Raw genomic sequence first — 25,772 nt, forward strand, 5'->3', positions numbered from 1 at the left:
TACCACTCACGCTGTTCCACTTCGAATCTGGGCGTAGTGCCTTTTGTTGCCATGACGCTCATTGCTTTTCAGACCCATCTTTCACACTCTAGCACCCGCATCGATCTTGGGCCGCTTCGAGATGTCATTCGCGACAACGAGTTCCACCGCATTCACCACTCGTTGGAACCGCATCACGGGCGCCGAAACTACGGCTTCCTTTCAACTATCTGGGACACGATTTTTTCCATGGCATACTGCCAAAAGGAAGTTGACCTCCGAGAACAACCCGAGCCGCTCACCGTGCGCGATTACGTTATGTTTCCATTTGATCGACGTCGCTGGCGTAGAGCTAAAGTCGGAAGCGGTGTAAAGGCTGGGAATGGTTTACGCTTCGAATCCGATTGTTGAGGTCGGAACCCATCAACTGCGCCTGAAGGGGACGGATCATTGGCGCTCGCCTTATCGGAGACGGAGGATCTGGAACTACGCAGTGTGCAATGCTCCTCGAAGGGCATTCAGGCACGGCGAGGTTTTGCAGACCTTGCCTGGAAATTGCAGGCGGCCGTGGCTCTATGAGTCTCGTCCGCGGAATCGTCCGCCGACAGGTTGTTAGAGTCCAATAACCAGTGATGCCTAGCGCGAGCGATGAAGATCCGATGATGGCATCCGGCTGAGCGTACGCCCGGCGAGGCTTCCGATTACCCACATCGTCGACTTGATCCAATCGCGATGCCGAAACCAACACCCTGAGCGGCAACCTCGCCACTCTGGCCTTCGACATCGACATCACTGGCGAGCCGGTTGAAACACAAACCCGAAGGCTCCGGTGTATCGCCTCTATGACAGGACGCCGCGCAATCGCCGGATCGAGATCGGCGGCATCTGGAAGAAGAAGAACCAGAGCGGCGGCGACTACTACACCCTCTCAGGCGGCTTCGCGCCAAATTGAACGCGAACCTCGGCCGTTGTCCGGGGCAGCACGACCGTTGCGCTAGCGCTGGGCGAGGGCACGGCGAGAAAGCGTCGAGCGAATGCTGAGAAAGGTCGGGGGCACAGAAGGCGTGCAGGCCTGCAGTCCGGAGCCCTTGCTGGCCTTACGGGCACGCGCTCCGGGACCGAGATTGGATCGGCGCTCTGGGGCAGCCTCTTTGAGTTTGCATGCAAGCCGTCGATTGTACTTTCGGACACACGGGGAAATAGCTTTTGCATGCTGCCAGGTTTGGGGGTATCGACATCTTCGTCGATGCCGAGATGGCATAGCCTACCTGCTCACAGGCTTCATAGGAAACGATCTGTTCAGGGTGTGCGTAGCCAGCAGGCTTGCTCGCGCCGTCGGATGGATATAGCTCGGGCGACAGAAGAAGGCCCAGACGTTCATTCGTCGTCTGCCGCGACTTCCGCGAAAATTCGTATCCAACAAGGAAGAAACTATGAGGCGGCAGACCCGACCGTTCACGGTGGAGATCAGACAGAAGCGCAGTTCTCAACAACGGGGTCGTTCCATCTGGAGCGATGTCGATCTCTCCGCAGCAATGGCCGAGACAACAAGGGAACTCCAAGAGATGGAGTTGCCAAATGGTCGCCTTATTGACTCTAGTGCCGTAGCGCTTGATGCTGAACACATGCACAAACCGCGAGCGGAGCATCTTATGGCAAATCCCTTGGAAGCTGAATCAGTAAAAACTGCAACGGAACCGGCAGCGAAAGTGGAGACGCCTGAAAAGAAGAAAGTCCCACGGTCGCGGAAGGCGAAGGCTGAGCCTAGGCAGCCTGCTCGGAAGAATGCCGCCAAGACGGCGCCTCAGGCGGAGGAAGCACCAGCAGCGGCCGTCGGGACCGGACGGAAGATTTACTCTGAAAAGGAGCGTGCCCATATGCTCGCCCAGATCGAGAAGTCTATTAGTGGCGGCGCCACTCACAAGGGTGCCGTAAAGCAGGCCGGCATCTCGGAACAGACCTACTATCAATGGAAGAAGGCTGCGCCGCCTGCATCGGATGGTGACAATCTGAAGGACCTCGTCGCGCTTGAGGAAGAAAACAAGCGACTGAAGAGCCTGCTCGCGGAACGCTTGCGCAAGGAGAACGCGGAACTGAAGAGGAAACTGGGGCTGTAATAACACTGAATCGCAGACCGGAGCGGATACGTATTCGTCGTCGACGCTATCCGAGTGCTCATCATCTGCTCCAGCGCCGAGGGCGCCACTCTTTCGTAGAAGGGATAGTCGTAAGAGGTGAAGGCGCTGGGCGAGCCGCCGATCTCGGCCACCGCGCGGTTCAACTCGCCGGCGGTGTTATTGGCCGTCGCTTTGAACATCAGATGCTCGAAATAATGCGCGATGCTGGATTTCCCCGGCGGCTCGTCGGCGCTGCCGATCTTGTACCTCACCATATGGGTGACGATGGGCGCGCGGTGATCGGGGATGACGACCACCTCCATGCCGTTGTCGAGCAGGAAATTCCTTGCCTTGATGTCGTCGGTGGCCGCCAGAACCGGAGCGGTGGTTACAAACGCCACCGCGCTCGCAAAACGTGTCCCGCGCAAGCCGGCCAGACCGAAGATTTATCGATGCCTTCGGTTGTGGTGACCGGGCGGTGGGCAAGGTTCGAGGCGAAGCGAGTTGTCCCTCATTTTGAAGGTGCCGCGCCCTCGTCGCTCTCACTGAAAGTGGATCAGTGGTCAGCGCCGGGCCGGGATGAGCCCTCAGCATGCTTCCAGGCCCGGCTCGAGCGTTATCTTTGAGTCCGTGGGGGAAAGGTGAGGCGGCATTTTTTTGGTGGGGGATCATGGGGCGAATCTCCTGGCTTCGTGACGCGTTTGCGATGACCGCGCACGAACCGTGCCAAATGGGAAACCCTTTCGGCAATGTGATTATCGGATGTGCTGTGTTGCGTATCCGACATTGTCGGATATCAGACACGGCCGAATGGGAAGCCCTTGCAGCTTAAAAAGTGGCTAGGCAAACTGCCCGTCGGAGAGCGACGAATGTGGTGGCGTTAGCGCGCGCCCTCAGCTGCGGGTCGTCAGGGTACCCTTGCTCGCATGGAGATCGCAGATCTCGTGATAGGGCTCCAAAACCAGCGATAGACGCGGTTCTGGAATCTCCGGGACGTTGCAGCATTCGCTTGATTTTTGGGCCATTCCGAGCGCCCGCGGGAGACTGGCTCCGTCATCGACTACGATCAATTCGATCGATGCTTGGTCATGGTGGGCCTTGCGAGCCGCTTTGCAATTGGAGCGTGGCATTTGCAATTTTCGCTTTTGCTCCTCCTGAAATCTCGGATATGAAGCGGACTGGCTTATGGCCTGCCCACATCGAAATGGTTACAAAGGAATACGATTATGGCGACCGGAACGGTAAAGTGGTTCAACAGCACCAAGGGATTTGGATTCATCCAGCCCGACAATGGCGGTCAGGATGTTTTCGTCCACATTTCGGCTGTCGAACGAGCGGGCCTTTCGACCCTTAATGAGGGGCAGAAGATCAACTACGAGATCGAACAGGACCGCCGTACTGGCAAGTCCTCCGCTGGCAGTCTCAGCAAAGCTGGCTGAACTCTTCTGCTTCTGCCCGGCAAGAGCCGGGCAGACGTGCCACCGACCGCCCTATAAGAGCGGGCAAGAACATGGATCCCATCGCCGACCGGGGCAGCAGATTGGGGAAGCTGCCAATTCCTATGAAACAAGATGTTTGCCAGAGAAGAGGGGCGAGTCCCCGGCTTCTTAATGTTCTGCAGTCAACCTCTCCACATGTGATTCTTCCTGGGATGTTGGGTCTGACGCACTTTCGATCGAGTGTGGCCGGAGAATGAACGAGCAATCCAAGGGGCCTCCAGCGATTGACACCTCCGGGATCAAGAGGGCCGGGTACATTGGCCCCGAGGGTACCTGGACACATCAAGCCACGCTGGACATCTTTGGTGACCAAGTTGAACTCGTTCCGTTCAGCGACGGATTGTTCGAAGCATATGAAAAGGGCTGCGTCGACGTTGCATGCGCCCCAGCTACGACCTCTCTGGTCGGAACCACTCCTTACCTCGATCAAATCCTGAGCTTGAGGTCTCCCAGGATTATCGCCGAGTATTCGAAGGTCCTGAGCTACAGCCTGATTGCAAGCAAGGATGCGAGTTTCTCAACGATCACCAAGGTAATGGGCCATCCCGTAGCCTTGCAGGAGGTGGCCGCGTGGCTCGACGAGAACATGCCGAACGTCGAGCGAGAGAGCCGCATGGGAACGACATCTTTCGTGGCTGAGCAAAAGTCTCTCTCGATAGCGGCATTTGGTCCTGCACTTGGAGCCAAGCTGTACAATCTGCAGATCTTGCGAACAGGAATCGAAGAAGGGCTACATAACGTAACCCGGTGGTGGGTGCTTGGGCGCAAAACTCCTGCGCCGACAGGATTCGACCGGACGACACTTCATCTCCGCGTTTCAGAGGAAAACCTCAATTATGTACTGAACATGTTCTCGAAGGAAGGTTTAGTCGTTCTAAACATCTATGAGCGTCCAACATGCGAGCGGCTGGACACCCATCAGTATGTGATCGATGTCGCTGGACACGTTTCGACGCACCCGGCGCTGGCTGCGTTTGCGGCTATCGATGGCATTAGGATTCTGGGATCGTACCCACGTCTTTACTAGCTATGGCTAGACTAGCTATGGCTAAGCTAGTTTCGGCCCATGACGCCAAACTGTTGATCCTCGGCACTGATGAAAAACGGGGCACCGAATCGAAACTTGAAACGATGCACACGGTCGTGCTGCCGGGCCCCAGACGAGATCATCTTGATTTTATCGCTGCCGACACAGCTTCTTGCCTACCAAACGGCGGTAGTAATGGGCACAGATGTCGAACAGCCGCACAAACTCGCAAAATCAGTCACCGTCGAATGATTGTGACGTTCATAGGCGGCAACGCTCGTCCATTCGGAAACGCGAAGCACTTCAGGCGGTGCAAGGCCGCCGTCACTGGCGCCTGCGGTGATTCATGAGCGTGCCGTTTAGCACGAGCGGTCATCCTTGGACTCGCCTCACGCTGCTTGGATGTGGTTACGGGCCAACCCGGTCGAGAAAAGCATCGAATGTGGCAGCAACAGCGCGAACGACGAAGCGATGCTCCTGCCGCACTCGGATGAAACCCTTTTCGATGTCCACTATCCCGTCCTCAGCCAGCATTGCCAGCCGTTCAGCTGAACCGCGAAAACGGATCGGATCAAATCGATGGGCCGCACAGATTGCCGGCACATCGGCCTCCAAATCGCACATCAGCCGCTCGATGATTGCGGCTCGCACGCGGTCTTCGTCCGTGAGACGGTAGCCCTTTGACGTTGGCAGACGGCCAGCTGCTATGTGCCGGCTGTACAAATCCCGTGTAACCTCGTTCTGGACGTAACCCTCGCCGACACGCCCGATAGCCGATGTGCCAAAACCGATCAGGGTTTTGCAGGTGTCGGCCGAGTAACCCAGCGAGTTACGCCGCAGGCGACCGCTAGTCTGCGCCAGGGTAAGTTCGTCGTCTGGCAAGGCGAAATGGTCGAGGCCGATCTCTTGGTAGCCGGCGGCAACCAGCGTCTCGGCCACGGCGGCGGCCTGTTCGGCGCGGGCAACGCTGTCCGGCAGGGCTGTCTCCTCGATCAGGCGCTGATTCTTTATGACGGACGGATTGTGCGCGTACCCGAACACTGAAAGCCGGTTGGGGCGCATGGCGACCGCCGACGTCGCGGTCTGGACGCATGACTGGACCGTCTGATGCGGGAGACCGTAGATCAGATCGAAGTTGATGCGACTTACTCCATGCCGACGCAGCTCTTCGACGGCAGCGGCCGTCTGCGCCTCGCTCTGGACCCGGTTGATCGCTTTTTGAACGATGGGATCAAAGCTCTGCACCCCGAGGCTCGCGCGGTTCACGTTGGCTGCTCCCAACGCTTCGGCGATCTCGGCCGTGAACGTGCGCGGGTCAATCTCCACGGCGATCGTAGCGGATTTCCTGAACGCGAAGCGGCGGCGCAGGAGTTCGACCATGGCCAAAAACTCCGCAGGCCCGATAAGGGTCGGGGTTCCACCGCCGAAATGCACGTCATTCACTGGCAGCCCCTGCGGCACTTGCTCCGAGACCAAACGGATTTCGTCGCGTACCACCACCAGATAATTGAGGATCGGCGCATCATTGCGGGAGACGGTGGTAGGGAAGCCGCAATACCAGCAAATCGATTGGCAGAACGGAATGTGGAGATAGAGCGACACCGAATCGTCAGCCTGTAGACCCCTAAGCCATTCCTCATAAGTTTCGGCGCCGACCGCGGCGGAGAACTCCAGCACGGTCGGATAGATGGTGTACCAAGGCAGGAGAGCCTCGCTATATTTTTTCAGGATAGAAGTCTGCAACAGTTCCCCTCCCAAGCTGATAACTGTCCTTCTTCTACCGCTGCAATCTCCTGTGTCTCTGCGTTATGTCAAATCCGTTCCGCTTTCGCCGCGAACCAGCGTTTGTAAACGAAAGGCGGAGGTGAAGTGTCGTCCGGTGCGAATCCTGTCGGCGCAGGGGTCTTGCGCCCAAGCACCCACCAGTCAACCTCAGCGCGTGATCCGATTGAACCTTAGTCGGCGAAGCGTCGCATCTAGTGGTGGTTTCCGCTGAAAGCAACAAATGTCTCGACAGGATTATTCGATGCCGTCCAACATCGAGGTCTATAGCGCCGTATCGAGCGGTCGTGAACGCTGATCTGCCCGGTTATGGCTGTCCGGTAACTGGCTCAGTATTGCCTTTCATTCCCGATCTCGTCCCTTTGAATTTTGCAAAAGGAAGTGCAGAAGACCCAGAAAGCTTGGTTCGATATCATGAGCCGCGCATCCGCCTGGAGTAGCAAAACTTCGGCTGTAGAAACACGTTGGCCTTGTCGTGGCTTGTCCGACGGGCCACGAACCAACCAACCCCCCGGGCGAACAACAGCGATGGTGCGCGCCCACCTCTTGGAATCCGCTGTCGGAGCGATGAACACGCCGTTATGGTTTCTGCCGCTCGATGCCATATGACGGCCCGGGCGGCAGGCCAGATTCTCTCGATCCGCTGATCTAGCGCAAGGCGTTCGCGAACCGCATATGGAAAATGGTTGCCGTGCATACCGCAAGGACACCATTTATGAAAATGCTATTCACTGCGATGGCTGTTGCGTTTCTGGCGGCCACCGCATTTGCTGCGCAACTGATCCCAGTAGATCTCAAACAAACGGCACTGGCCACCTTCAAGCCTTTGCCATCCAGGCCGGCGGTCGCCGACAACCCGATCACACCGGAGAAGATTGCCCTCGGCAAGGCGCTGTTCTTCGATCCACGCCTCTCGTCGTCAGGCGTCTTCTCGTGCAACTCGTGCCACAACTTGGCGACCGGAGGCGACGACAATCGCGAAACGTCGATTGGCCATGGTTGGCAGAAGGGATGGCGCAACGCGCCGACGGTATTTAACGCCGTCTTCAACAAAGGGCAGTTTTGGGATGGTCGCGCCGCGGACCTGAAGGCTCAGGCCAAAGGACCGATACAGGCCGGTGGCGAAATGGCCAACACACCGGATCAAGTCATCGACACGCTCAAGTCGATGCCGCAATATGTCGAGTGGTTCAATTCGGCTTTCCCGGGTGAAGCCGATCGCATTTCCTTCGAAAACGTGGCCAAGGCAATCGAAGCCTTTGAGGCGACACTGGTCTCGCCGGCCCCCTTCGACGCCTTTCTCAATGGCGATAACGCCGCCATCAGTTCCGAAGAGAAACAGGGCCTAGCGCTTTTCATCGAAAAGGGCTGCTCGTCTTGCCATTCCGGTATCAACGTTGGAGGGGGAGGGTATTACCCATTCGGCCTCGTTGAGAAACCTAGCGCGGATGTTCTGCCGGAGTACGACAAGGGCCGATTTGCCGTCACCAATGCAGCCGACGATTCCTATGTTTTCCGCGTGGCACCGCTGCGCAACGTAGCAATCACGGCGCCGTATTTTCATTCGGGCAAGGTTTGGGACCTGAGACAGGCCGTCGCCATCATGGGAACCACCCAGCTCGGCGAAGAATTAACGCAAAACGAAGTCGACCTGCTCGTTGCCTTCCTTAATTCGCTGACCGGAAAGCTACCGGAGATAGCCTATCCGATCTTACCCACTGAAACGGCGACAACACCTCGACCTCAATCGTAGATGTTGGGAAATAGACGATCGCGTCGGGCGCGTGAGCATTGGTTCCGTCATCGATTGCGCGAATTGCCGCAGCGCACCGTCATCGGATTTGGCCGCAATACGTCGCCTAAGATGATGGGAGGGCGTGGCGGGAGCAATAACTTTGCACCCAGCCTTGCTGAGTGAAGGCGCGGCCGGACAGCTGCTCGCCGAAATGCTGCACCATCTCGTTTCGTTCGAACTCGCCGTGCACAGCACGTCCAGCCCGATCTCCTCCTACCAGCGGATCTCCGCCTCGGGCTCCTTCTTTAGGGAGGCATCGTAGTCGACATAGCTCAGCTGGCCCTTCGCATGAGCGGAGTGCAGCTTGCGCAACCTGCGGCGTCTGCGGGAAGGACCCGATGGTCGTCGCAGGGAACGGCGGAAGGCCGAGCGTGCTAACCTGGACTCTAGAGGGCTCGGGAAATGTGCTCTTTCGTTGCTTCATGCCGCCGTCAATGCTGGCGATTCGCCCGTCGACGAGCGGATCATGGACCTTTGTGGACATTGCGCTCGGCAGCCGTCTCGGCAGAAGCTTTCAATGGGCCTGCTACGGCGTGCCTGCCTTCGGACAAGCCTTGGGCCAGCACGAGCAGCTCTTCGGTCTTCTGGGCCGCGAATGCCAGCCACGATCTGACGTCCACATCGAGCGCAGTCTCGATCCGCAGGTCGATCGGCACAGAAGCATCGAGCAGGAAGGCGCGATTTCGACGCGGTTCCGGGCCTATTACGGGCGCCCACAGCTAAGGCAACCGGCAAGGTGATCCCGTCACTCAGTGGCTTTCCAGTGTGAGTCCTTAAGGCATGAGGATCTGGTCGAGTTCGCGCCGGTCGAGTCGCAGCGGCTGATCACTGTGCGTGCATGGCCTGTCGTGCTGCGGATTCAGTATTGTGAGTATTTCCGTATCCTTCATCTCGGCCGCTGTGATCGGTCAATGCTCTTCCTGCAGCCAACATCGCGTTTCGCCGCCGAACTGCAGAGCTTTGGCCGAAGCCGATCTGCGCGCCGTTTCGGAAACGTCTAGTCACATTTGCTAGGTGCGTGTTGGAAACGGTGATTCCGTGACACATTGTCGCCACCGTTTAGCCGCGAGGTCGTCCCAATCATCCACGAGATAGCCGGCGTTGCCCTGAGACGGTTCGGTCCGGCGCCGGCTCAAAACCAGCCCCCCCGCTTAAGGGTCAGTGCCGGATCGAACCACCCTGCAGTTCTTCTTGAAGGAATCAGGTGCGATGCCCGAAAAGCAAATGGCGGGCATCAGAAGCAAGCTGATCCGCTCATTCATCGACACTGGTCCCCAATTGCACAGCCCGCCAAAGACCTGCACAGCCACAGTGGTTTAGGGAGGGGCATCGACCGTCAGGCGAGACGCATCTCGGGCCGGCATCAGGCGAGAGGAGGGAATCAGGAAGGCGACGCAAGCTCGCATCGGGCGAGCCGCTCACTCTGGTGCTCAAACCGCGCCGCTCGGGATACGGCCCGTTGTTCCGATCAGCGGTTCAAGCCGGGCAAGGAGGCTGCCCGCAAATACGGAGCGGAGAGCGGCTTCGAAGGCTTCAGCTACAGCTTGCGCGCCATGCCAGAAATGTCCGGGCTGTCCTCCCGATCACCCCCCAAACAGGCTTGTCACGACAATCGCTCCCGCCAACAGGCCTGTTAGGACCAGAATGGCCGGTGGATGGGTGTCGGCCGAATTGAGAAACTGACCCCTGACGACGCGAAGAACTGACCCTCTCTTTGCGAGGTGAGATGCTGCAAGCAGAGTGATGTCGATGGTGCGCCTGCATTGATGCGGCTGAGGCGCAAAACGGATTGCAAAGTGATTCGGTTGCGCGCGAGCAGTACGGCTCGCCCGTACTTTCGTGAGAGAGCGGGTCATCGCGTATTGAGGCCGCCCGCGCGGGTCGGCCCTCGACGGGTTTCCTCCAAATGGCGTCGAAAGCCTGCATATGACAGCGCAGCTACGTCTGCAGGTCCTGGTGAATGACGTAGCGGGCGAAGATCTAGCGCGAGTGACAAGCACGAGCGAGAACAGCCGGACGATGCGCATCACGCCTGGCGTCGGTGAACTCGGTGACGAAGCGCGCGAAGTCGATCTGTGCTTGATGTCCGGCCGGATTCTCGAACTACACCTCAAAGGGACGCACCTGCTCCTGCAGTCGGATCGCGGCCACGAGGCGCTTCACGGCGGGGTAGGCGTCGTCATAGCGGCGCTCACGAATCTCGCGCGTCAGGCGCACGGGGCTCAGGTCGGGAAAGGTTGAGACCCGTTCGCGTAGATAGTCGACAAAGGGCGCGATCTTGTTTGGCCGCCCCGCCTGTCCCGGGCCATAGGCCGGGAGTTGGAGCCCGCGCTCCATGTATTTGCAGACCATCTTGGGTCGCGGCATGTTCGCCGGGCGATCGCCGTCACGGACAGGCCCTGACGCTGTAGATCCAATATGATCAGAAGTTCTCCTTGGAGCACCAACGCCGCTTCAAATCGGAACGGACTATCGAGGCCGGAGCGAGAGCCGCTAGTTCCGGGACGGGTCGCGGGCGGCAGCAGCGCCAACTAGGGAAATTTTCGATGCTCACAATCAGGGAATATTCCTCGCCCGATCACAGTGCGCGGTGGGCTATGGGCATTTTTGTTTCGGGGTGTGCCAGCAGGTGTCGCGAACGTCCGCGCGCGGTGCCGTCAGAGCGTCGAGGACGTAGCTTCCGGCCAGGCCGGGAAGCCTGTCGGGATGACGACGGTGTGGTTCAGGTACCGGAACCGGCGCCCACAGCAAAGGGACATGCGTTTCCGTTGATCCGCGCCGGGCGCGCGATCTGCCTTCAGCAGAGTGCTTGGCGCATCGGGTGCGAGGTAAGTGCCGAATTCGCGATCGGCCAAGGCGGCAAGACTTGCCTTTTGTCGTGACCGGCATCGGCTGAGGTGCTTTGGCTTCCGGCCGAGATGTCCTTCATACCATCGAGAGGCGGGATGTGTTTGCCTGGAAGGGCGGCGACCCTTTGCCGAAAATGAGAATCGCCTCGATCCGGCGACCTAATTCCGGCAACTACCATATTCGGCGAGGCGCACCGGCGGCTGACGCCGCATATCTATACCGATCGCGAGATCGTCGCACTGCTGGACGGTGCGCGGCAATTGCAACCCGTCAACCTCCATAACACGGACCGACAATCCTTCGTTATGAGGTGTCGATAGGCGCAGCGTCTGTTCTCATTCCGGTTGCAAGCAGCGCCGCGACAAATCATGTTGCTCCAGAGGTGACGCTTCTCGTTGAGAAAACCCGGCGGCACAGGGCATTGAAGATATCGCCATTGCCTCTAGAGCCGGGATCGGCTCGCTCGATTCAATAGCCCGCGGGCAGGAGACACGGACCGGCACCTGTCGCCAGCGCTGGTGCTGACTGCCGCTACACGACAGGCGTGGCGGCGTGGAGGACGGGGCGGCATTGCGCGATGCCGTGCTGCCCGCTTGCGTGAGCGATTTGTTTCCCCACCGGACTTTTGCTCGTAGCCTGCGCTGGTTGGGTCGGGGAGATCGCGAGTGGTGTCGAACCCCAACTGCAGCAGGAACGCCTTGGTGGTGGCATGGCACGGCAATGATATTAGCGCGGCGCTGTGCAAATTGCCGATCAGGTCGCGACTGATTCCCTGCCAAGGAAGGAGGACAGCTCGGCGCGGGTGGTCGGCTGGAACTAGGCGATGGTCGTCCTCGAAACGCTCGAGCATGCAGGCCTGCTCTCAAAGGAGAAGCTGCTGCGGGCGACATCATGCCCGGGTTTTCCAACGACGGGTAGGAGCAGGCGAAAGAGGCGGCATCGGCGTGCCATTCGTGCCATCAGGCTGCGAAACACGCATCGTCTTTTGAGGCCAACTTCATCATATTTCTTTGGCTTAGATGGGCTCTCGGCGTGACCCAGAGAGTTGGGAGAAGCCTCCGCGAGACTACAAGTGTAACACCATATTGGTTTAGCAGATCAAGCTTCGGTGGTAACCTCATGGGGTAGAGAAACGCCTTTGGAGGCCGAGCAATGGATCGCGATAGCAAACGGACACGTGCAGCTGGAAGTTCATCCCGCGACGGGAGGAGGGCCGAGGAACGCCGCAACCACCTTGACCTTCCAGACGGGCCACTGACCAATGTTGCAGAACGGTTAGTAACCGCTAACCCGCGCGATACAGCACGTGATCTTGGGAGCTTTAAATCCGCCGAGAGGCAAACGCGACGTGCAGTTCAGGGCGTGGCACCCGGGCAAGAATCTGACCTCAGCAGATTTGATAGGCGCAACAACCAGCTCGGACGATCAGCCAACAATCTGGTCGAAACATTGACCGCCGGATTGGGGTTCAACTCGGATGATGTAGCTTTGCTCCAAGTCAAAGCGGCCAGTAATCTAGGCCATTATTTAGGGCCAGAGAAGCAAACTGCTCTTGTTAATCGCATTGGCAACATGGACCCAATGGGGCAAGCTGCTGGAGTTATGGTTGTGGCGGAACACTTCAGTAAGTTTAACGACCAGAATAAATCTCGCATTTTTGAGCAGGCGATTGAATTGGCTGCTGATCCTCATAATCACCACATGGTCAAGGAGACCGCACAAAATGCCATTATCGCCGTGTATCATGAATTAGACCCAAATCAACAGGCGCAAGCTAGCTCACTTCCCCACCTGCATGGTCTGTTGCAGAACATGCCTCGGCCGCAGCGTGCAGCAGGGGAACGGACTTCGAATTTGGACGGGCGCATAACAAGTATTGAGACTTCAGTCCGTGATACAGTAGGACCTCAAACGTCGCATGAACAGCTGCGGCAGGGTGGTCAAATCGCGCGGTCCATAAGCCACGCCTACGATCACGCCCGAGAGGACCTAATGGCTTCCTCCAGAAGCAGAGATCGAACGAACTCGGGCCGCTGAGGTCTTGGCCATGGCACAGTGACGCTCTCTCCCTCCAATTTCCGTTCACGGCCTTGCCGGTTTCCATTCCGCCGGCCGTGGACGTAGCTTGCTTAACATTTTCTCCGGTGCGTAACTCTCAAATCCACATTTGCTGGTGTGCCGAAGCAAAGTATCGCATCCACCGGTCCGGCATCGAACTGTCGAGCGGCTACATCGCGTGATGTCGGTTCGGTGTCTGAAAGCAAGCGCAGCATTAGCTACCGAACGATGGCTTCATCAAAAACGACGCCCCCCAACATAGCTCTTAGCATCGCGTGCTCGCTCGCCTTGGGCTTCTGCGCGGCAAGTCTGTACGCAACGTTGCGCCACGGGGGTAGCGGCGAGGCTTTGATGACGTTTGACGTCCGTGCCTTTTGGTTTGAGACGCCCTTCTATCTGGGTTTCGCAACCCCCGTCTTCTATCGGGGCGTAGCTATCGTGCTCTCGACGTCCGCGGTCGTCTTGCTGATTCAGCAGATCGTATTACGACGCAATCTCGAACATCACGGGACGGCGCGTTGGGCGCGAGTGGATGAAATGCGACGCACGGGTTATCTACGACGATACCGTGGCGTGACAGGCCCAGTATTTGGGAAAACGAGTGGCCCTTTCTGGCCTGGCTACTACCTGACCAATGGCGAGCAGCCTCACAGCCTCATCGTTGCACCGACCCGTGCTGGTAAGGGCGTCGGCATAGTCATTCCAACGCTACTTACATTCAAAGGCTCAGTGATAGCTCTCGACGTCAAGGGGGAGCTCTTTGAGCTCACCTCAAGGGCGCGCCAGGCCGCGGGCGACGAGGTGTTCAAATTTGCGCCGCTGGATTCGGAGCGGCGCACGAATTGCTATAATCCGCTGTTGGACCTTATAGCGCTGTCTCCACAGCAGCAATTCACCGAGGCCCGCCGCCTGGCGGCAAACCTAATTACGGCGAAGGGGGAGGGCGCGGAAGGTTTCGTCAACGGCGCGCGAGATCTCTTTGTCGCGGGCATCCTCGCCTGCATCGAGCGGGGCACGCCAACAATCGGCGCCGTCTATGATCTCTTCGCCCAGCCGGGGGAGAAGTTTAAGCTCTTCGCGCGACTTGCCATGGAGACCCGGAACAAAGAGGCACAACGCATCTTCGACGACATGGCGGGGAACGATACAAAAATCCTGACCTCCTATACGTCCGTCCTTGGCGATGGCGGGCTCAATTTGTGGGCGGATCCCGCTGTAAAGGCGGCCACAAGTCGCTCAGATTTTTCGGTCTACGATCTTCGCCGTCGCAAAACGTGCATCTATCTTTGCGTTGGTCCGAACGATCTTGAGGTGGTCGCGCCTTTGATACGCCTGTTCTTTCAGCAAGTCGTTTCAATTCTACAGCGGTCGCTGCCTCGCCGGGATGAAAAATACGAAGTTCTGTTTCTGCTCGATGAATTCAAGCACTTGGGTAAGCTGGAGGCGATCGAGACCGCAATTACGACCATCGCGGGCTACAAGGGTCGCTTCATGCTCATCATCCAAAGCCTCTCGGCACTGACGGGGGCCTATGGCGAGGCTGGCAAGCAGAATTTTCTCAGCAATACCGGCCTGCAAGTGTTCATGGCCACGGCCGATGACGAGACTCCAACCTACATTTCCAAAGCCATCGGTGAATACACGTTTGAAGCCAAGTCGATTTCCTACAGCCAGGCGCGAACGTTCGATTGGAACATCCAGAATTCACATCAGGGTGCACCGCTGTTGCGTCCCGAACAGGTTCGGCTGCTCGATGACGAGTACGAGATTGTTCTAATCAAAGGTCTGCCACCATTGCAATTGAGGAAGGTGCGATATTTTTCGGATCGCATTCTGAAACGCATCTTTGAAAACCAGACAGGCGACCTCCCGGAGCCGGCACCCTTGACGATAGCAGACGAGGGACTCTCGGCAGAATCTCAACTCGATGACCCGCTGCGTGCATTGGCGCAGGACTTTGACGATACAGTTTGATGTGAGGCTAGTGTGGACCCGCGAAATAGTAATCCATCCCGTGTAACAGCTTCGTCGCAGGTGCAGGACGCCGGCTTGGAAGAGGGGCAAGCGGGCCAGGCCCGGCAAGTGGGCGTTGAGCAGCACCTTGCCGAGGCCCGGAGGCTGTTCGATCAAGCTGACGAGTCGCCAACCAATCCAGAGGAGCTTCTGCGACTGGAACAGGGGTTGCGCGAAGTGCTTCAGCGACGGCAGGATGATCAAGCCGCCTCGTCTTTTTTCAGCGACCCGGGGATGCCCGCTCGACCGGGTGACCTCAACAGCATCGTGGCCGACGCTTTCACAGCCACCGGCTCTGGGCACGCCGGAGTTGAGGCCGCCGCCCCGCCAGCGTTAGCTGCCAGCCAACACCGGCCCTGGCCGGATGCGCTTGACCAGGGCAACCACCTGCCACCCGGGCGGGTGATCATCAACAATGAACATTCGACAGTGCTGTTGCGGCCAGCGGAGAGGCAGAGGGCCCTGAATACGCCGCAAGCCGCCGCCATTCAGCAGCCGCTGAGCGAAATCGGCAATTCAGGCGGCCGCGTGCCGATGCAGCCCCCCATGCAGCTGTTGGTTGAATTGCCATTGGAAGGGGTACCCGTTCAACGGACAGGGTCCGATCACATCGGAAGGCTGCATGCGGAGGCCGCGCCCTCCGCAAGGTCTGAGAAGCCCCCCGCTGCGATCGAGGACTCTATAAACGTCTCATTCGCCGTCCCCAAAGGCTTCTCGCTTGGGACTCAACGCGTCCCAGACGCGATGCTCTCCTTCTTGGGCCGCCATGGCTCCTTGCCGGATGCGGGCCAGGCCCGGCAAGTGAGCTTTGAGCAGCACGTGGCCGAGCCGCGCCGAGCCGATCCTGTCGCGAGTGGCGACCGTGATGCCCGCTATCCCCATCTGTCCGGCGAACACCGGGACGTTATTGATCGGGCGATCACTCACGCTGCGGTTCAGCAACACCATAGCGCGGCGACGCTCCGAATATACGCGGATGCGCTTCGCCGATTGGCAAATGACCTCGGCGCTCGCGGCCAAGCGACTGATCTAAAAAATCAACAATCCCTGGTCGATCACGTCGATGCTTTCTTTCCGAAAAACGGTGATCTAAAGGCGGCGTTGAACGTCCTCCGTGCGTATCATGAGCCGGGCTATTCGGCGACTGGCCGGTGGCCAGTGACGGTGCCCTCAAAGGCAGACGCGCATGTCTTGGAACAAGTGGCCAGTGACAGCAGCTTGGCCCCAAACACCCGTGCTGTCTATGGTCGTACTCTTCGCAGATTTTCTGAGGCGCTTGAGAGTCGGGGCCAGACGATCTCTGGGCTGGATCACGATTCGCGGATCGAATTCGCCAAGAGGTTGTTTCCAGACAACGGCAATCTCCTCTCCGCGCTGCACCGGGTTCGCGACGCGGAGCCCTCCGCAAGGTCTGAGCCCCCCGCTGCGATCGAGGACTCTATAAACGTCTCATTTGCCGTCCCCAAAGGCTTCTCCCTTGGGACTCAACACGTCCCAGACGCGATGCTCTCTTTCTTGAACCACCATAACCCCTTGCCGGATGCGGGGCAGGCCCGGCAAGTGAGCTTTGAGCAGCACGTGGCCGAGCCGCGCCGAGCCGATCCGGCTCCTGTCGGGAGTGGCGCCCGTGATGCCCACTATCCCCATCTGTCCGGCGAACACCGGGACGTTATTGATCGGGCGATCGCCCACGCTGCGGCTCAGCAACACTATAGCGAGAGCACGGTCCGAATATACTCGAATGCGCTTCGCCGATTGGCGAATGATCTCGGCGCTCGCGGCCAAGCGACTGATCTAAAAAATCACCAATCCCTGGTCGATCACGTCGATGCTTTCTTTCCGAAAAACGGTGATATAAAGACGGCGTTGAACGTCCTGCGTGCGTATCATGAGCCGGGTTATTCAGCGACTGCCCGGCCGGCAGTGCCCTCAAAGGCAGACGCGCATATCTTAGAACAAGTGACCAGTGACAGCGGCTTGGCCTTAGGCAGCCGAGCTGACTATGGTCGTAATCTTCGCAAATTTTCTGAGGCGCTTGAGAGTCGGGGCCTGACGATCTCCGGGCTGGATCACGATTCGCGGATCGAATTCGCCAAGAGGTTGTTTCCAGGCAACCGCAATCTCTTCTTCGCGTTGCAACGGGTTCGCGATGCGGAGCCCGTGTCAAACGGGATTCCCGAGGCGCTCCGGCCGCTGTTCGATGATCGAGCTGACGAGCCGCCAACCAATCCAGAGAAGCTTCTGCGACTGGAACAGGGGTTCCGCGAAGTGCTTCAGCAATGGCAGAATGATCAAGCCGCCTCGTCTTTTTTCAGCGACCCAGGGAAGCCCGCTAGACCGGATGACCTCAACAGCAGCGTGGCCGGCGCTTTCGCAGCCGCCGGCTCTGGGCACGCCGGAGTTGAGGCCGCCGCCCCGCCAGTGTTAGCTGCCAGCCAACAGCAGATCCGGCCCTTGCCGGATGCGCTTGACCAGGGCAACCACCTGCCACCCGGGTGGGTCATCATCAACAATGAACATTCGACAGTGCTGTTGCGGCCAGGGGAGAGGCAGAGGGCCCTGAATACGCCGCAGGCCGCCGCCATTCAGCAGCCGCTGAGCGAAATCGGCAATTCAGGCGGCCGCGTGCCGATGCAGCCCCCCATGCAGCAATTGGGTGAATTGCCATTGGAAGGGGTACCGGTTCAAGGGACAGGGTCCGATCACATCGGAAGGCTGCATGCGGAGACCGCGCCCTCCGCAAGGTTTGAGCCCCCCGCTGCGATCGAGCACTCTATAAACGTTTCATTCGCCGTTCCCAAAGGCTTCTCCCATGGGATTCAAAGCGTCCCAGACGCGATGCTCTCTTCCTTGGACCACCATGGCCTCTTGCCGGATGCGGAAAACCCGAAATGGAACTACGAGATCAAAGGTCACGGCTACACCGCCGAGAGGCCGGAAGGGCGCAACGACTTTTGGCTCGTCGATCGCGGTCCGATGAGGGAAACTGCAGCGGCAGCACTACCGGCAAGGGTTCCAGAACCCGCCTCGCCAGCGACCGCCAGGCTTTCAGACACCTATGGCGAGGTTCCGTTGGTCGATCTGACCACCACCTCCGATGCCCAGATCGGAGCTTTTCGGTCAGGCTCATCCAACCTCCCCGCGGGGGCGGTGCTCGGGGCCACCCAACTGCTGAGCGACGCCCATATCCTCAGGGATTACGAATTCCTCGAGCAGCAGCTGCAGCAGGCCGATCCAGCGCTCGCCGCCCGAACGCGGCTGGTGGATCCGTCAGTATCCCATCTGCTGCGCCACATGGAGCAGCAAGACGCGCGAGGCACGTTGCAGTCGATTTATAATCGAAACGGCCCACCCGACTTCCTGTTCGTGCCAGTGAACGATGGCACTCCTGGCAACCGCGGCACCCATTGGTCGCTGCTGCTCGTAGATCGCCGCGATCCGGAAAGAACGGTCGCCTATCACTACGACTCCATCCATCAGAGCTATGGACGGGGATACAACAACGCGCCTGCACTAGAGCTCGCAACAAGACTGGACGCGACCACCCTGGTGACACCCGCCATGGCGCAGCAGAACAACGGTGTTGATTGCGGCGTCTTCGTGGTGGACGGCACGCGCGAGCTGGTTCTTCGATTGGCGAACCAAGAGCGGCCAGACCCGCAGCTGCCGCTGGACCTCAACTACCTCGTCGCCGATCGGCAGGCGCTGCAAAACCGACTGAGGCAGGGCCGCTTGCCGCACGAGCTTGCCGCAATCCCCGCGGACGCTTTTGCAGCAGCCGGGTCGCAGGTGCAACGCGCCGTCTTGCAAGAGCAGCAAGCCCGACAAGTCGCGCCAGCGCCGCTTGCACGGCACTTGGGCAAGACGCGCGAGGCGCAGGACGAGCTGACGAGTACATTTGACAGGAGCAACCTCGTGAACAGCGGGGGCGTCATCATCAACAATGAGCGTTATACAGCGCTGTTGAGACCGGCGAAGAGGCAGAGGACTGATAATCCGCAAAGCCTCGCCATCGGCCGGCAGCCGAGCGAAGCAACCACGACGTCCATCAGCCAAGCCTCAGATCAAGCCCGAGCGGACCTGATGGCTTCCTTCAGAAGCAGAGAGCGCTCCGACGCCGGACGTTGAGCTCCATGGCTGGGGCCAAGCAGAACAGCTCTTTCGACGACAGAGGCGCTGATGCCCGGCATCGTCGCCCACGATTCGTTCAGCTTTCCATGGATGCGGATGCGGGATCCTTCATCAAATCAGGATGCGCATCTGCGTCGACCAGAAGGCGATCTCGATCTGGATCAATACCGATCATGATCGTGGGGAAACTGGGGGCGATGGGCCGTCCGCTGCTGCAAACCTAGGATCCAAAAGGTACCCTCTTTAGCCCCGATGAGACCCGATTTTATGTGGGGGATACCGGCGAATGCGTGGATCCGACCCGCAACATTCTTTGTGTCTTTGACGTCGGGTCGAACGGCGAATTGTCTGCAGGAGAGGTATTTCACGCCGTCAGCCGGTATGACAGATGAACACATGCCGGCCTATTAGACAAAAATCCCACCAAAAGTGGGCCTGGCCGACGCAACAGCGCTGGACTTTACAACTGGCGCGTCGCCTAAGAAAACGCCCGCCTGTCGCTTGGCAGATGAGGTGGTTGCCGTCCTCCCCTAACGGTCAATAGCGGTCGCAAGTAACGCCATCCGACATCTCCTGTCGCCTTTGTCGGGTCCGCGACACAAGTTTCTTTAGCCATTTCATTTTTTTGCAAAAGATTAAATGGCTGAAAAGCAATCATAAAATTTCCTTTTCGATCCAACCGGGCCAAATTGGCACGAGTTTTGAAACGATGGGTGCGAGGCGCCGGGATCTGCCGACCGCACTTCAAGGTCGCGGCAAACCGCTATGGATCGAAAGAAGGAAGGAAAGCAACATGTCAGGTCTGCGTCAGATCGCATTCTACGGAAAGGGAGGCATCGGCAAGTCCACCACCTCTCAAAATACGCTCGCCGCCCTGGTCGACCTCGGACAGAAGATCCTCATCGTCGGCTGCGACCCCAAAGCGGACTCCACCCGCCTGATCCTGAACGCAAAGGCACAGGATACGGTTCTGCATCTCGCCGCCCAGGAAGGTTCTGTGGAAGACCTCGAGCTCGCGGACGTGCTCAAGATCGGCTACAAAGACATCAAATGCGTGGAGTCCGGCGGCCCCGAGCCGGGTGTCGGCTGCGCCGGCCGCGGCGTCATCACCTCGATCAACTTCCTCGAGGAGAACGGCGCCTATGACAATGTCGACTATGTCTCCTACGACGTGCTGGGCGACGTGGTGTGCGGCGGCTTCGCGATGCCGATCCGCGAAAACAAGGCCCAGGAAATCTACATCGTCATGTCCGGCGAGATGATGGCGCTCTATGCCGCCAACAACATCGCCAAGGGTATCCTGAAATACGCCCATTCGGGCGGCGTGCGGCTCGGTGGGCTGATCTGCAACGAGCGCCAGACCGACCGCGAGCTCGACCTCTCCGAGGCGCTGGCCGCCAGGCTCAATTCCAAGCTCATCCACTTCGTGCCGCGCGACAACATCGTCCAGCACGCCGAACTGAGGAAGATGACGGTAATCCAGTATGCCCCGGACTCCAAACAGGCAGGGGAGTACCGCGCGTTGGCCGAGAAGATCCATGTCAATTCGGGCCAGGGCACCATCCCGACCCCAATCACCATGGAGGAGCTCGAGGACATGCTGCTCGACTTCGGCATCATGAAGACGGACGAGCAAATGCTTGCTGAGCTTCAGGCCAAGGAAGCGAAATTGGCCCTCGCTCAGTAACCGCCGCTACCGACAGGGGGCGCCGACCGTGATCTGGCGCCCTTTTCTACGAAACAAGGCCTCGTTGGCGAGGCGTTACCCGAACCTTGAAAGGGGCAGGTCCCATGGGCCTCGACTATGAGAATGACGGCGCTTTGCATGCGAAGCTTATCGAAGACGTGCTGTCCCAATATCCAGACAAGGCGGCGAAGCGTCGCAAGAAGCACCTCAGTGTCGCAACGAGCAAGGAGGAGGCCGCAGGGGAGGAAAAGGGCCTTTCCGAATGCGACGTCAAATCGAACATCAAATCCATTCCGGGCGTGATGACGATCCGCGGCTGCGCCTATGCCGGCTCCAAGGGCGTGGTGTGGGGCCCGGTCAAGGATATGGTCCACATCTCGCACGGGCCGGTCGGCTGTGGGCAATATTCCTGGTCGCAACGCCGCAACTATTACGTCGGCACGACGGGCATCGACACGTTCGTGACAATGCAGTTCACCTCCGACTTCCAGGAGAAGGACATCGTTTTCGGCGGCGACAAGAAGTTGGAAAAGATCATCGACGAGATCGAGGATCTGTTTCCGCTCAGTGGGGGCATCTCGGTGCAATCCGAATGCCCGATCGGCCTGATCGGGGACGATATCGAGGCAGTGTCGCGCAAGAAGGCCAAGGAGCACGAAAAGACGATTGTACCGGTGCGCTGCGAAGGTTTCCGCGGCGTTTCGCAATCGCTCGGCCACCACATTGCAAATGATGCGATCCGCGATTGGGTCTTCGACAAGGAGGATGTCAACTTCGAGTCCGGCCCATACGACGTCAACGTCGTCGGCGACTACAACATTGGCGGCGATGCCTGGGCTTCGCGAATCCTGCTTGAGGAGATTGGACTTCGGGTGGTCGGCAACTGGTCGGGCGACGCCACGCTCGCCGAGATAGAGCGCGCGCCCAAGGCCAAGCTCAACCTGATCCACTGCTACCGGTCGATGAACTACATCTGCCGGCACATGGAGGAAAAGTACGGCATCGCCTGGATGGAATACAATTTCTTCGGCCCCTCCCAGATCGAGGCCTCCCTACGCAACATTGCCAAGCATTTCGGCCCGGAAATCGAGGAGAAGACCGAAAAGGTCATCGCCAAGTACCGGCCCTTGGTCGATGCCGTCATCGCCAAGTACCGACCGCGCCTCGAAGGCTGCACGGTGATGCTCTATGTCGGCGGCCTGCGCCCCCGTCACGTCATCACTGCCTACGAGGACCTCGGTATGGTGATCGTTGGCACCGGCTACGAGTTCGCCCACAATGACGACTATCAGCGCACCGGCCATTACGTGAAGAATGGCACGCTCGTCTATGACGACGTCACCAGTTTTGAACTGGAGAAGTTCATCGAAGGGATCCGCCCTGACCTCGTTGGCTCCGGTATCAAGGAGAAGTACCCGGTGCAGAAGATGGGCATCCCGTTCCGCCAGATGCACTCCTGGGACTATTCCGGCCCGTATCACGGCTATGACGGATTCGCCATTTTCGCCCGCGACATGGATCTGGCCATCAACAACCCTGTCTGGGGTCTCTACCGCGCGCCGTGGAAGAAGATGAAGGACGAGCCGCTGAGGGCAGTCGCCGCCGAATGAGGACTGGCCTCCCTGCCAGGCAGGGAGGCCGATGAATGCTTGGGGCGCACTCGATCCGCGGGAGGCCCTTCAACGTCTCGATGTCCCTGTGCTGCCGCTTGGCGCGGCCAGATGGAAAAGGTGACCACCATGCCGCAATCGGCCGAAAAAGTTCTCGACCATGCTCCCCTGTTCCGCGAGCCGGAATACAGACAAATGCTTGCCGAGAAGAAACTGAATTTCGAATGTCCGCACCCTGATCAGATCGTTACCGACCAACGCGAATTGACCAAGACTTGGGAATACCGCGAAAAGAACCTCGCTCGCGAGGCGCTTGTCATAAACCCCGCCAAGGCCTGCCAGCCGCTTGGCGCGGTGTTCGCGGCCGCGGGCTTCGAGCGAACCATGTCTTTCGTCCACGGTAGCCAGGGCTGCGTTGCCTACTACCGCTCGCATCTGTCGCGACATTTCAAGGAGCCTTCGTCAGCGGTCTCCTCCTCGATGACCGAGGACGCGGCAGTGTTTGGCGGCCTGAAGAACATGGTCGACGGCCTCGCCAATACCTACAAGCTTTACGACCCCAAGATGATCGCCGTCTCGACCACCTGCATGGCTGAAGTCATTGGCGACGACCTGCGCAGCTTCATAGAGAACGCCAAGAACGAAGGCTCGGTCCCGAGCGACTTCGCCGTGCCTTTCGCTCATACGCCTGCCTTCGTCGGCAGCCATGTCGATGGCTATGACGGCATGGTGAAGGGCGTGCTGGAGCATTTCTGGAAGGGCAGCGAGCGCTCGCAAGCCGCTGGGACCATCAACATCATTCCAGGCTTCGACGGATTCTGCGTCGGAAACAACCGGGAACTGAAGCGCCTCCTCGACCTGATGGGTGTCACCTACACCTTCATTCAGGACGCCGCAGACCAGTTCGACACGCCGTCGGACGGCGAATACCGCATGTATGACGGAGGCACAAAGATCGAAGACGTAAAAGGGGCACTCAACGCGGAGGCGACACTGTCGCTGCAGCATTACAACACCCGCAAGACGCTGGAATATTGCGATCAGGTCGGGCAGGCGACGGCATCCTTCCACTATCCGCTAGGTGTCCAGGCGACCGACGAATTCCTGATGAAGGTCTCGGCGGTTTCCGGCAAGGAGATCCCCGAGACAATCCGGATGGAGCGCGGCCGACTGGTTGACGCCATGGCGGACAGCCAGTCATGGCTGCACGGCAAGAAATACGCGATCTACGGCGATCCGGACTTCGTCTACGCCATGGCCCGCTTTGTCATGGAAACTGGTGGCGAGCCGACCCACTGTCTAGCCACCAACGGCACCAGTGCCTGGCAAGCCGAGATCAAGGAACTGCTCGCCTCCTCGCCCTTCGGCCAGGATGCCCAGGTCTGGGCGGGCAAGGATCTCTGGGCGATGCGCTCGCTGCTCTTTACAGAGCCGGTGGACCTGCTGATCGGCAATTCCTATGGCAAGTATCTGGAGCGCGACACCGGCACGCCGCTGATCCGGCTGATGTTTCCAATCTTCGACCGGCACCATCACCATCGCTTTGCGCTCATGGGCTACCAGGGCGGTTTACGGGTGCTGACGACGATCCTCGACAAGATATTCGACAAGCTCGATCGCGAGACGAGCGAGACGGGCGTGACGGACTATTCCTATGACCTCACCCGCTAAGAGCCGGTGCCGGCTTTTCGCCGAGGCCGCCCATCGCCCAATCGACTTCGGAGACTGACGCAATGACCTCGCTCAGTGCGAAGATCCTTGACGTTTTCGACGAGCCCGCCTGCGATAAAAACCGCGGCAAGGATGCCAAGGCGCGCAGGGAGGGCTGCTCGAAGCCGCTGACTCCCGGGGCGGCAGCCGGCGGCTGCGCCTTTGACGGCGCCAAGATCGTCCTGCAGCCGATCACCGACGTTGCTCACCTGGTCCATGCGCCGCTCGCCTGCGAGGGCAATTCCTGGGACAACAGAGGCGCAGCTTCGTCCGGGCCAACCCTGTGGCGAACAAGCTTCACAACCGACCTCACCGAACTCGACGTCGTGATGGGGCAGGGCGAGCGGAAGCTCTTCAAGGCGATCCGCGAAATCAAGGAAACATATGCGCCGCCGGCAGTCTTCGTCTATTCGACCTGCGTGACGGCGCTGATCGGCGACGACATCGAGGCCGTGTGCAAACGCGCGGCCGAAAAATTCGGCTTGGCCGTGGTGCCGATCAATGCGCCGGGCTTGGCCGGCTCCAAAAACCTCGGCAACAAACTCGCCGCCGAAGCGTTGCTCGATCATGTCATCGGCACGGTGGAACCCGACGACGCCGGGCCATGCGACATCAACATCCTTGGCGAATTCAACCTCTCCGGCGAATTCTGGCTGGTGAAGCCGCTGCTTGATCGGCTCGGTATCCGGGTGCGCGCCTGCATTCCGGGCGATGCGCGTTATATCGACGTTGCATCCGCGCACCGCGCCCGGGCGGCTATGATGGTGTGCTCGAGCGCACTCATCAATCTGGCCCGCAAGATGGAGGAGCGCTGGGACGTCCCGTTCTTCGAGGGCTCCTTCTACGGCATAACCGATACCTCGGAAGCGCTTCGCAACATTGCTGAGCTGCTGGTGAGGAAGGGCGCCGATGCAGAGATCCTCGATCGCACAGAGACGCTGATTGCTGAGCAGGAGGCGATTGCGTGGAAGAAGCTCGAGGTCTACCGCCCGCGGCTTCAAGGCAAGCGCGTGCTGCTCAATACAGGCGGTGTGAAGTCCTGGTCAGTGGTCCACGCGCTGATGGAGATCGGAATGGAGATCGTCGGCACCTCGGTCAAAAAATCCACAGTCGAAGACAAGGAACGGATCAAACGGATCCTCAAGGACGAAAACCACATGTTCGAGCAGATGGCAGCGCGCGACCTTTACGCCATGCTCTCAGAAGGCAAGGCCGATATCATGCTGTCAGGCGGGCGCACGCAATTCATCGCGCTCAAGGCCAAGACGCCCTGGCTCGACATCAACCAGGAGCGCCAACACCCTTACGCCGGTTATGACGGCATGGTGGAACTCGTACGCCAGATCGACCTCGCCATTCATAACCCGATCTGGGGCCAGGTGCGGGAGCCGGCGCCGTGGGATTGCCAGCCTGCCGTGGAGGACGATCTGGCGAGCACGAAGAACGGGATCGCGAGTGTTAACGCGTTCAATGAATTCGCTGACGCTACGGCTCACCGCTTCGGCGACCGTTGA

The 25,772-nt window shown here is 59.1% G+C and carries 16 protein-coding genes and 3 pseudogenes; 14 read left to right on the top strand and 5 right to left on the bottom strand.

The features are described 5' to 3' along the window. Positions 1-51: 51 nt before the first annotated feature. The 3 genes from AC0L2V_RS18060 to AC0L2V_RS18070 all read left to right on the top strand — a co-directional run bounded on the left by AC0L2V_RS18060 (position 52) and on the right by AC0L2V_RS18070 (position 2,096). Positions 52-390 carry a sterol desaturase family protein gene (locus tag AC0L2V_RS18060; protein ID WP_473520773.1) on the top strand — a complete coding sequence of 113 codons (339 nt, stop codon included), beginning with the start codon at positions 52-54 and terminating at the stop codon, positions 388-390. A gap of 418 nt (positions 391-808) precedes the next feature. Further along, entirely contained in the window at positions 809-931 is a 123-nt protein-coding gene (locus tag AC0L2V_RS18065; protein WP_473520774.1) for a hypothetical protein, read from the top strand. Positions 932-1,412: 481 nt separating this feature from the next. Beyond that, complete coding sequence (locus AC0L2V_RS18070) at positions 1,413-2,096, top strand: transposase (protein ID WP_473520775.1); 684 nt, start codon at positions 1,413-1,415, stop codon at positions 2,094-2,096. Positions 2,097-2,152: 56 nt separating this feature from the next. On the opposite strand, the pseudogene AC0L2V_RS18075 reads toward AC0L2V_RS18070, so the two are convergent. Beyond that, a pseudogene (locus tag AC0L2V_RS18075) lies at positions 2,153-2,768 on the bottom strand (M16 family metallopeptidase); the annotation flags it as partial. A gap of 554 nt (positions 2,769-3,322) precedes the next feature. On the opposite strand from AC0L2V_RS18075, the gene AC0L2V_RS18080 reads away from it, so the two are divergent. After that, positions 3,323-3,535 (top strand): cold-shock protein, encoded by a 213-nt coding sequence (locus AC0L2V_RS18080; protein WP_095777381.1) that lies wholly within the window; start codon positions 3,323-3,325, stop codon positions 3,533-3,535. A 253-nt stretch (positions 3,536-3,788) separates the two neighbouring features. Beyond that, positions 3,789-4,622 carry a prephenate dehydratase gene (locus AC0L2V_RS18085; protein WP_473520776.1) on the top strand — a complete coding sequence of 278 codons (834 nt, stop codon included), beginning with the start codon at positions 3,789-3,791 and terminating at the stop codon, positions 4,620-4,622. A 408-nt stretch (positions 4,623-5,030) separates the two neighbouring features. On the opposite strand, the gene hemN is transcribed toward AC0L2V_RS18085, so the two are convergent. After that, on the bottom strand, positions 5,031-6,365 hold the full coding sequence (hemN, locus tag AC0L2V_RS18090; protein ID WP_473520777.1) for an oxygen-independent coproporphyrinogen III oxidase: 1,335 nt from the start codon (positions 6,363-6,365) through the stop codon (positions 5,031-5,033). A 754-nt stretch (positions 6,366-7,119) separates the two neighbouring features. On the opposite strand from hemN, the gene AC0L2V_RS18095 reads away from it, so the two are divergent. After that, positions 7,120-8,157 carry a cytochrome-c peroxidase gene (locus tag AC0L2V_RS18095; RefSeq protein ID WP_473520778.1) on the top strand — a complete coding sequence of 346 codons (1,038 nt, stop codon included), beginning with the start codon at positions 7,120-7,122 and terminating at the stop codon, positions 8,155-8,157. 106 nt (positions 8,158-8,263) lie between these two features. Here AC0L2V_RS18095 and AC0L2V_RS18100 read toward each other — a convergent pair whose 3' ends face one another. From AC0L2V_RS18100 to AC0L2V_RS18110, 3 genes and pseudogenes are all read right to left on the bottom strand, one after another. Next, positions 8,264-8,683: a hypothetical protein gene (locus tag AC0L2V_RS18100; protein ID WP_473520779.1), complete on the bottom strand. Its 420-nt coding sequence runs from the start codon at positions 8,681-8,683 to the stop codon at positions 8,264-8,266. Next, complete coding sequence (locus AC0L2V_RS18105; RefSeq protein ID WP_473520780.1) at positions 8,664-8,855, bottom strand: hypothetical protein; 192 nt, start codon at positions 8,853-8,855, stop codon at positions 8,664-8,666. The genes AC0L2V_RS18100 and AC0L2V_RS18105 overlap by 20 nt, the downstream gene beginning before the upstream one ends. A 1,285-nt stretch (positions 8,856-10,140) precedes the next feature. Beyond that, a pseudogene (locus AC0L2V_RS18110) lies at positions 10,141-10,646 on the bottom strand (IS21 family transposase); the annotation flags it as partial. Positions 10,647-12,201: 1,555 nt separating this feature from the next. Between AC0L2V_RS18110 and AC0L2V_RS18115 the strand changes: the two are divergent. The 8 genes and pseudogenes from AC0L2V_RS18115 (at position 12,202) to nifE (ending at position 25,772) form a co-directional block, all read left to right on the top strand. Beyond that, positions 12,202-13,086 (top strand): hypothetical protein, encoded by an 885-nt coding sequence (locus AC0L2V_RS18115; protein ID WP_473520781.1) that lies wholly within the window; start codon positions 12,202-12,204, stop codon positions 13,084-13,086. Positions 13,087-13,335: 249 nt separating this feature from the next. Continuing rightward, complete coding sequence (gene virD4, locus AC0L2V_RS18120) at positions 13,336-15,081, top strand: type IV secretion system ATPase VirD4 (protein WP_473520852.1); 1,746 nt, start codon at positions 13,336-13,338, stop codon at positions 15,079-15,081. A 150-nt stretch (positions 15,082-15,231) separates the two neighbouring features. Further along, a pseudogene (locus AC0L2V_RS18125) lies at positions 15,232-19,248 on the top strand (Ulp1 family isopeptidase); the annotation flags it as partial. 51 nt (positions 19,249-19,299) lie between these two features. Then, a complete protein-coding gene (locus tag AC0L2V_RS18130; protein ID WP_473520782.1) occupies positions 19,300-19,428 on the top strand; it encodes a hypothetical protein in 129 nt (42 codons plus the stop codon). A gap of 616 nt (positions 19,429-20,044) precedes the next feature. Further along, positions 20,045-20,938 (top strand): nitrogenase iron protein, encoded by an 894-nt coding sequence (gene nifH / locus AC0L2V_RS18135; protein WP_473520783.1) that lies wholly within the window; start codon positions 20,045-20,047, stop codon positions 20,936-20,938. A 104-nt stretch (positions 20,939-21,042) separates the two neighbouring features. Beyond that, positions 21,043-22,548 carry a nitrogenase molybdenum-iron protein alpha chain gene (nifD, locus tag AC0L2V_RS18140; RefSeq protein ID WP_473520784.1) on the top strand — a complete coding sequence of 502 codons (1,506 nt, stop codon included), beginning with the start codon at positions 21,043-21,045 and terminating at the stop codon, positions 22,546-22,548. Between the two features lie 129 nt (positions 22,549-22,677). Further along, positions 22,678-24,219, top strand: coding sequence for a nitrogenase molybdenum-iron protein subunit beta (gene nifK / locus AC0L2V_RS18145; RefSeq protein ID WP_473520853.1), 1,542 nt, complete (start codon positions 22,678-22,680; stop codon positions 24,217-24,219). Between the two features lie 62 nt (positions 24,220-24,281). Next, a complete protein-coding gene (gene nifE, locus AC0L2V_RS18150; RefSeq protein ID WP_473520785.1) occupies positions 24,282-25,772 on the top strand; it encodes a nitrogenase iron-molybdenum cofactor biosynthesis protein NifE in 1,491 nt (496 codons plus the stop codon).

The organism is Mesorhizobium sp. WSM4814 (assembly GCF_055811595.1).

Excerpts from the sequence above, each read along its gene's own strand:
- AC0L2V_RS18060 (WP_473520773.1), top strand. The coding sequence starts at position 52 with ATGACGCTCATTGCTTTTCAGACCCATCTTTCACACTCTAGCACCCGC.
- AC0L2V_RS18070 (WP_473520775.1), top strand. The coding sequence starts at position 1,413 with ATGAGGCGGCAGACCCGACCGTTCACGGTGGAGATCAGACAGAAGCGC.
- AC0L2V_RS18080 (WP_095777381.1), top strand. The coding sequence starts at position 3,323 with ATGGCGACCGGAACGGTAAAGTGGTTCAACAGCACCAAGGGATTTGGA.
- AC0L2V_RS18085 (WP_473520776.1), top strand. The coding sequence starts at position 3,789 with ATGAACGAGCAATCCAAGGGGCCTCCAGCGATTGACACCTCCGGGATC.
- AC0L2V_RS18095 (WP_473520778.1), top strand. The coding sequence starts at position 7,120 with ATGAAAATGCTATTCACTGCGATGGCTGTTGCGTTTCTGGCGGCCACC.
- AC0L2V_RS18100 (WP_473520779.1), bottom strand. The coding sequence starts at position 8,683 with ATGTCCACAAAGGTCCATGATCCGCTCGTCGACGGGCGAATCGCCAGC.
- AC0L2V_RS18115 (WP_473520781.1), top strand. The coding sequence starts at position 12,202 with ATGGATCGCGATAGCAAACGGACACGTGCAGCTGGAAGTTCATCCCGC.
- virD4 (WP_473520852.1), top strand. The coding sequence starts at position 13,336 with ATGGCTTCATCAAAAACGACGCCCCCCAACATAGCTCTTAGCATCGCG.
- AC0L2V_RS18130 (WP_473520782.1), top strand. The coding sequence starts at position 19,300 with ATGCCCGGCATCGTCGCCCACGATTCGTTCAGCTTTCCATGGATGCGG.
- nifH (WP_473520783.1), top strand. The coding sequence starts at position 20,045 with ATGTCAGGTCTGCGTCAGATCGCATTCTACGGAAAGGGAGGCATCGGC.
- nifD (WP_473520784.1), top strand. The coding sequence starts at position 21,043 with ATGGGCCTCGACTATGAGAATGACGGCGCTTTGCATGCGAAGCTTATC.
- nifK (WP_473520853.1), top strand. The coding sequence starts at position 22,678 with ATGCCGCAATCGGCCGAAAAAGTTCTCGACCATGCTCCCCTGTTCCGC.
- nifE (WP_473520785.1), top strand. The coding sequence starts at position 24,282 with ATGACCTCGCTCAGTGCGAAGATCCTTGACGTTTTCGACGAGCCCGCC.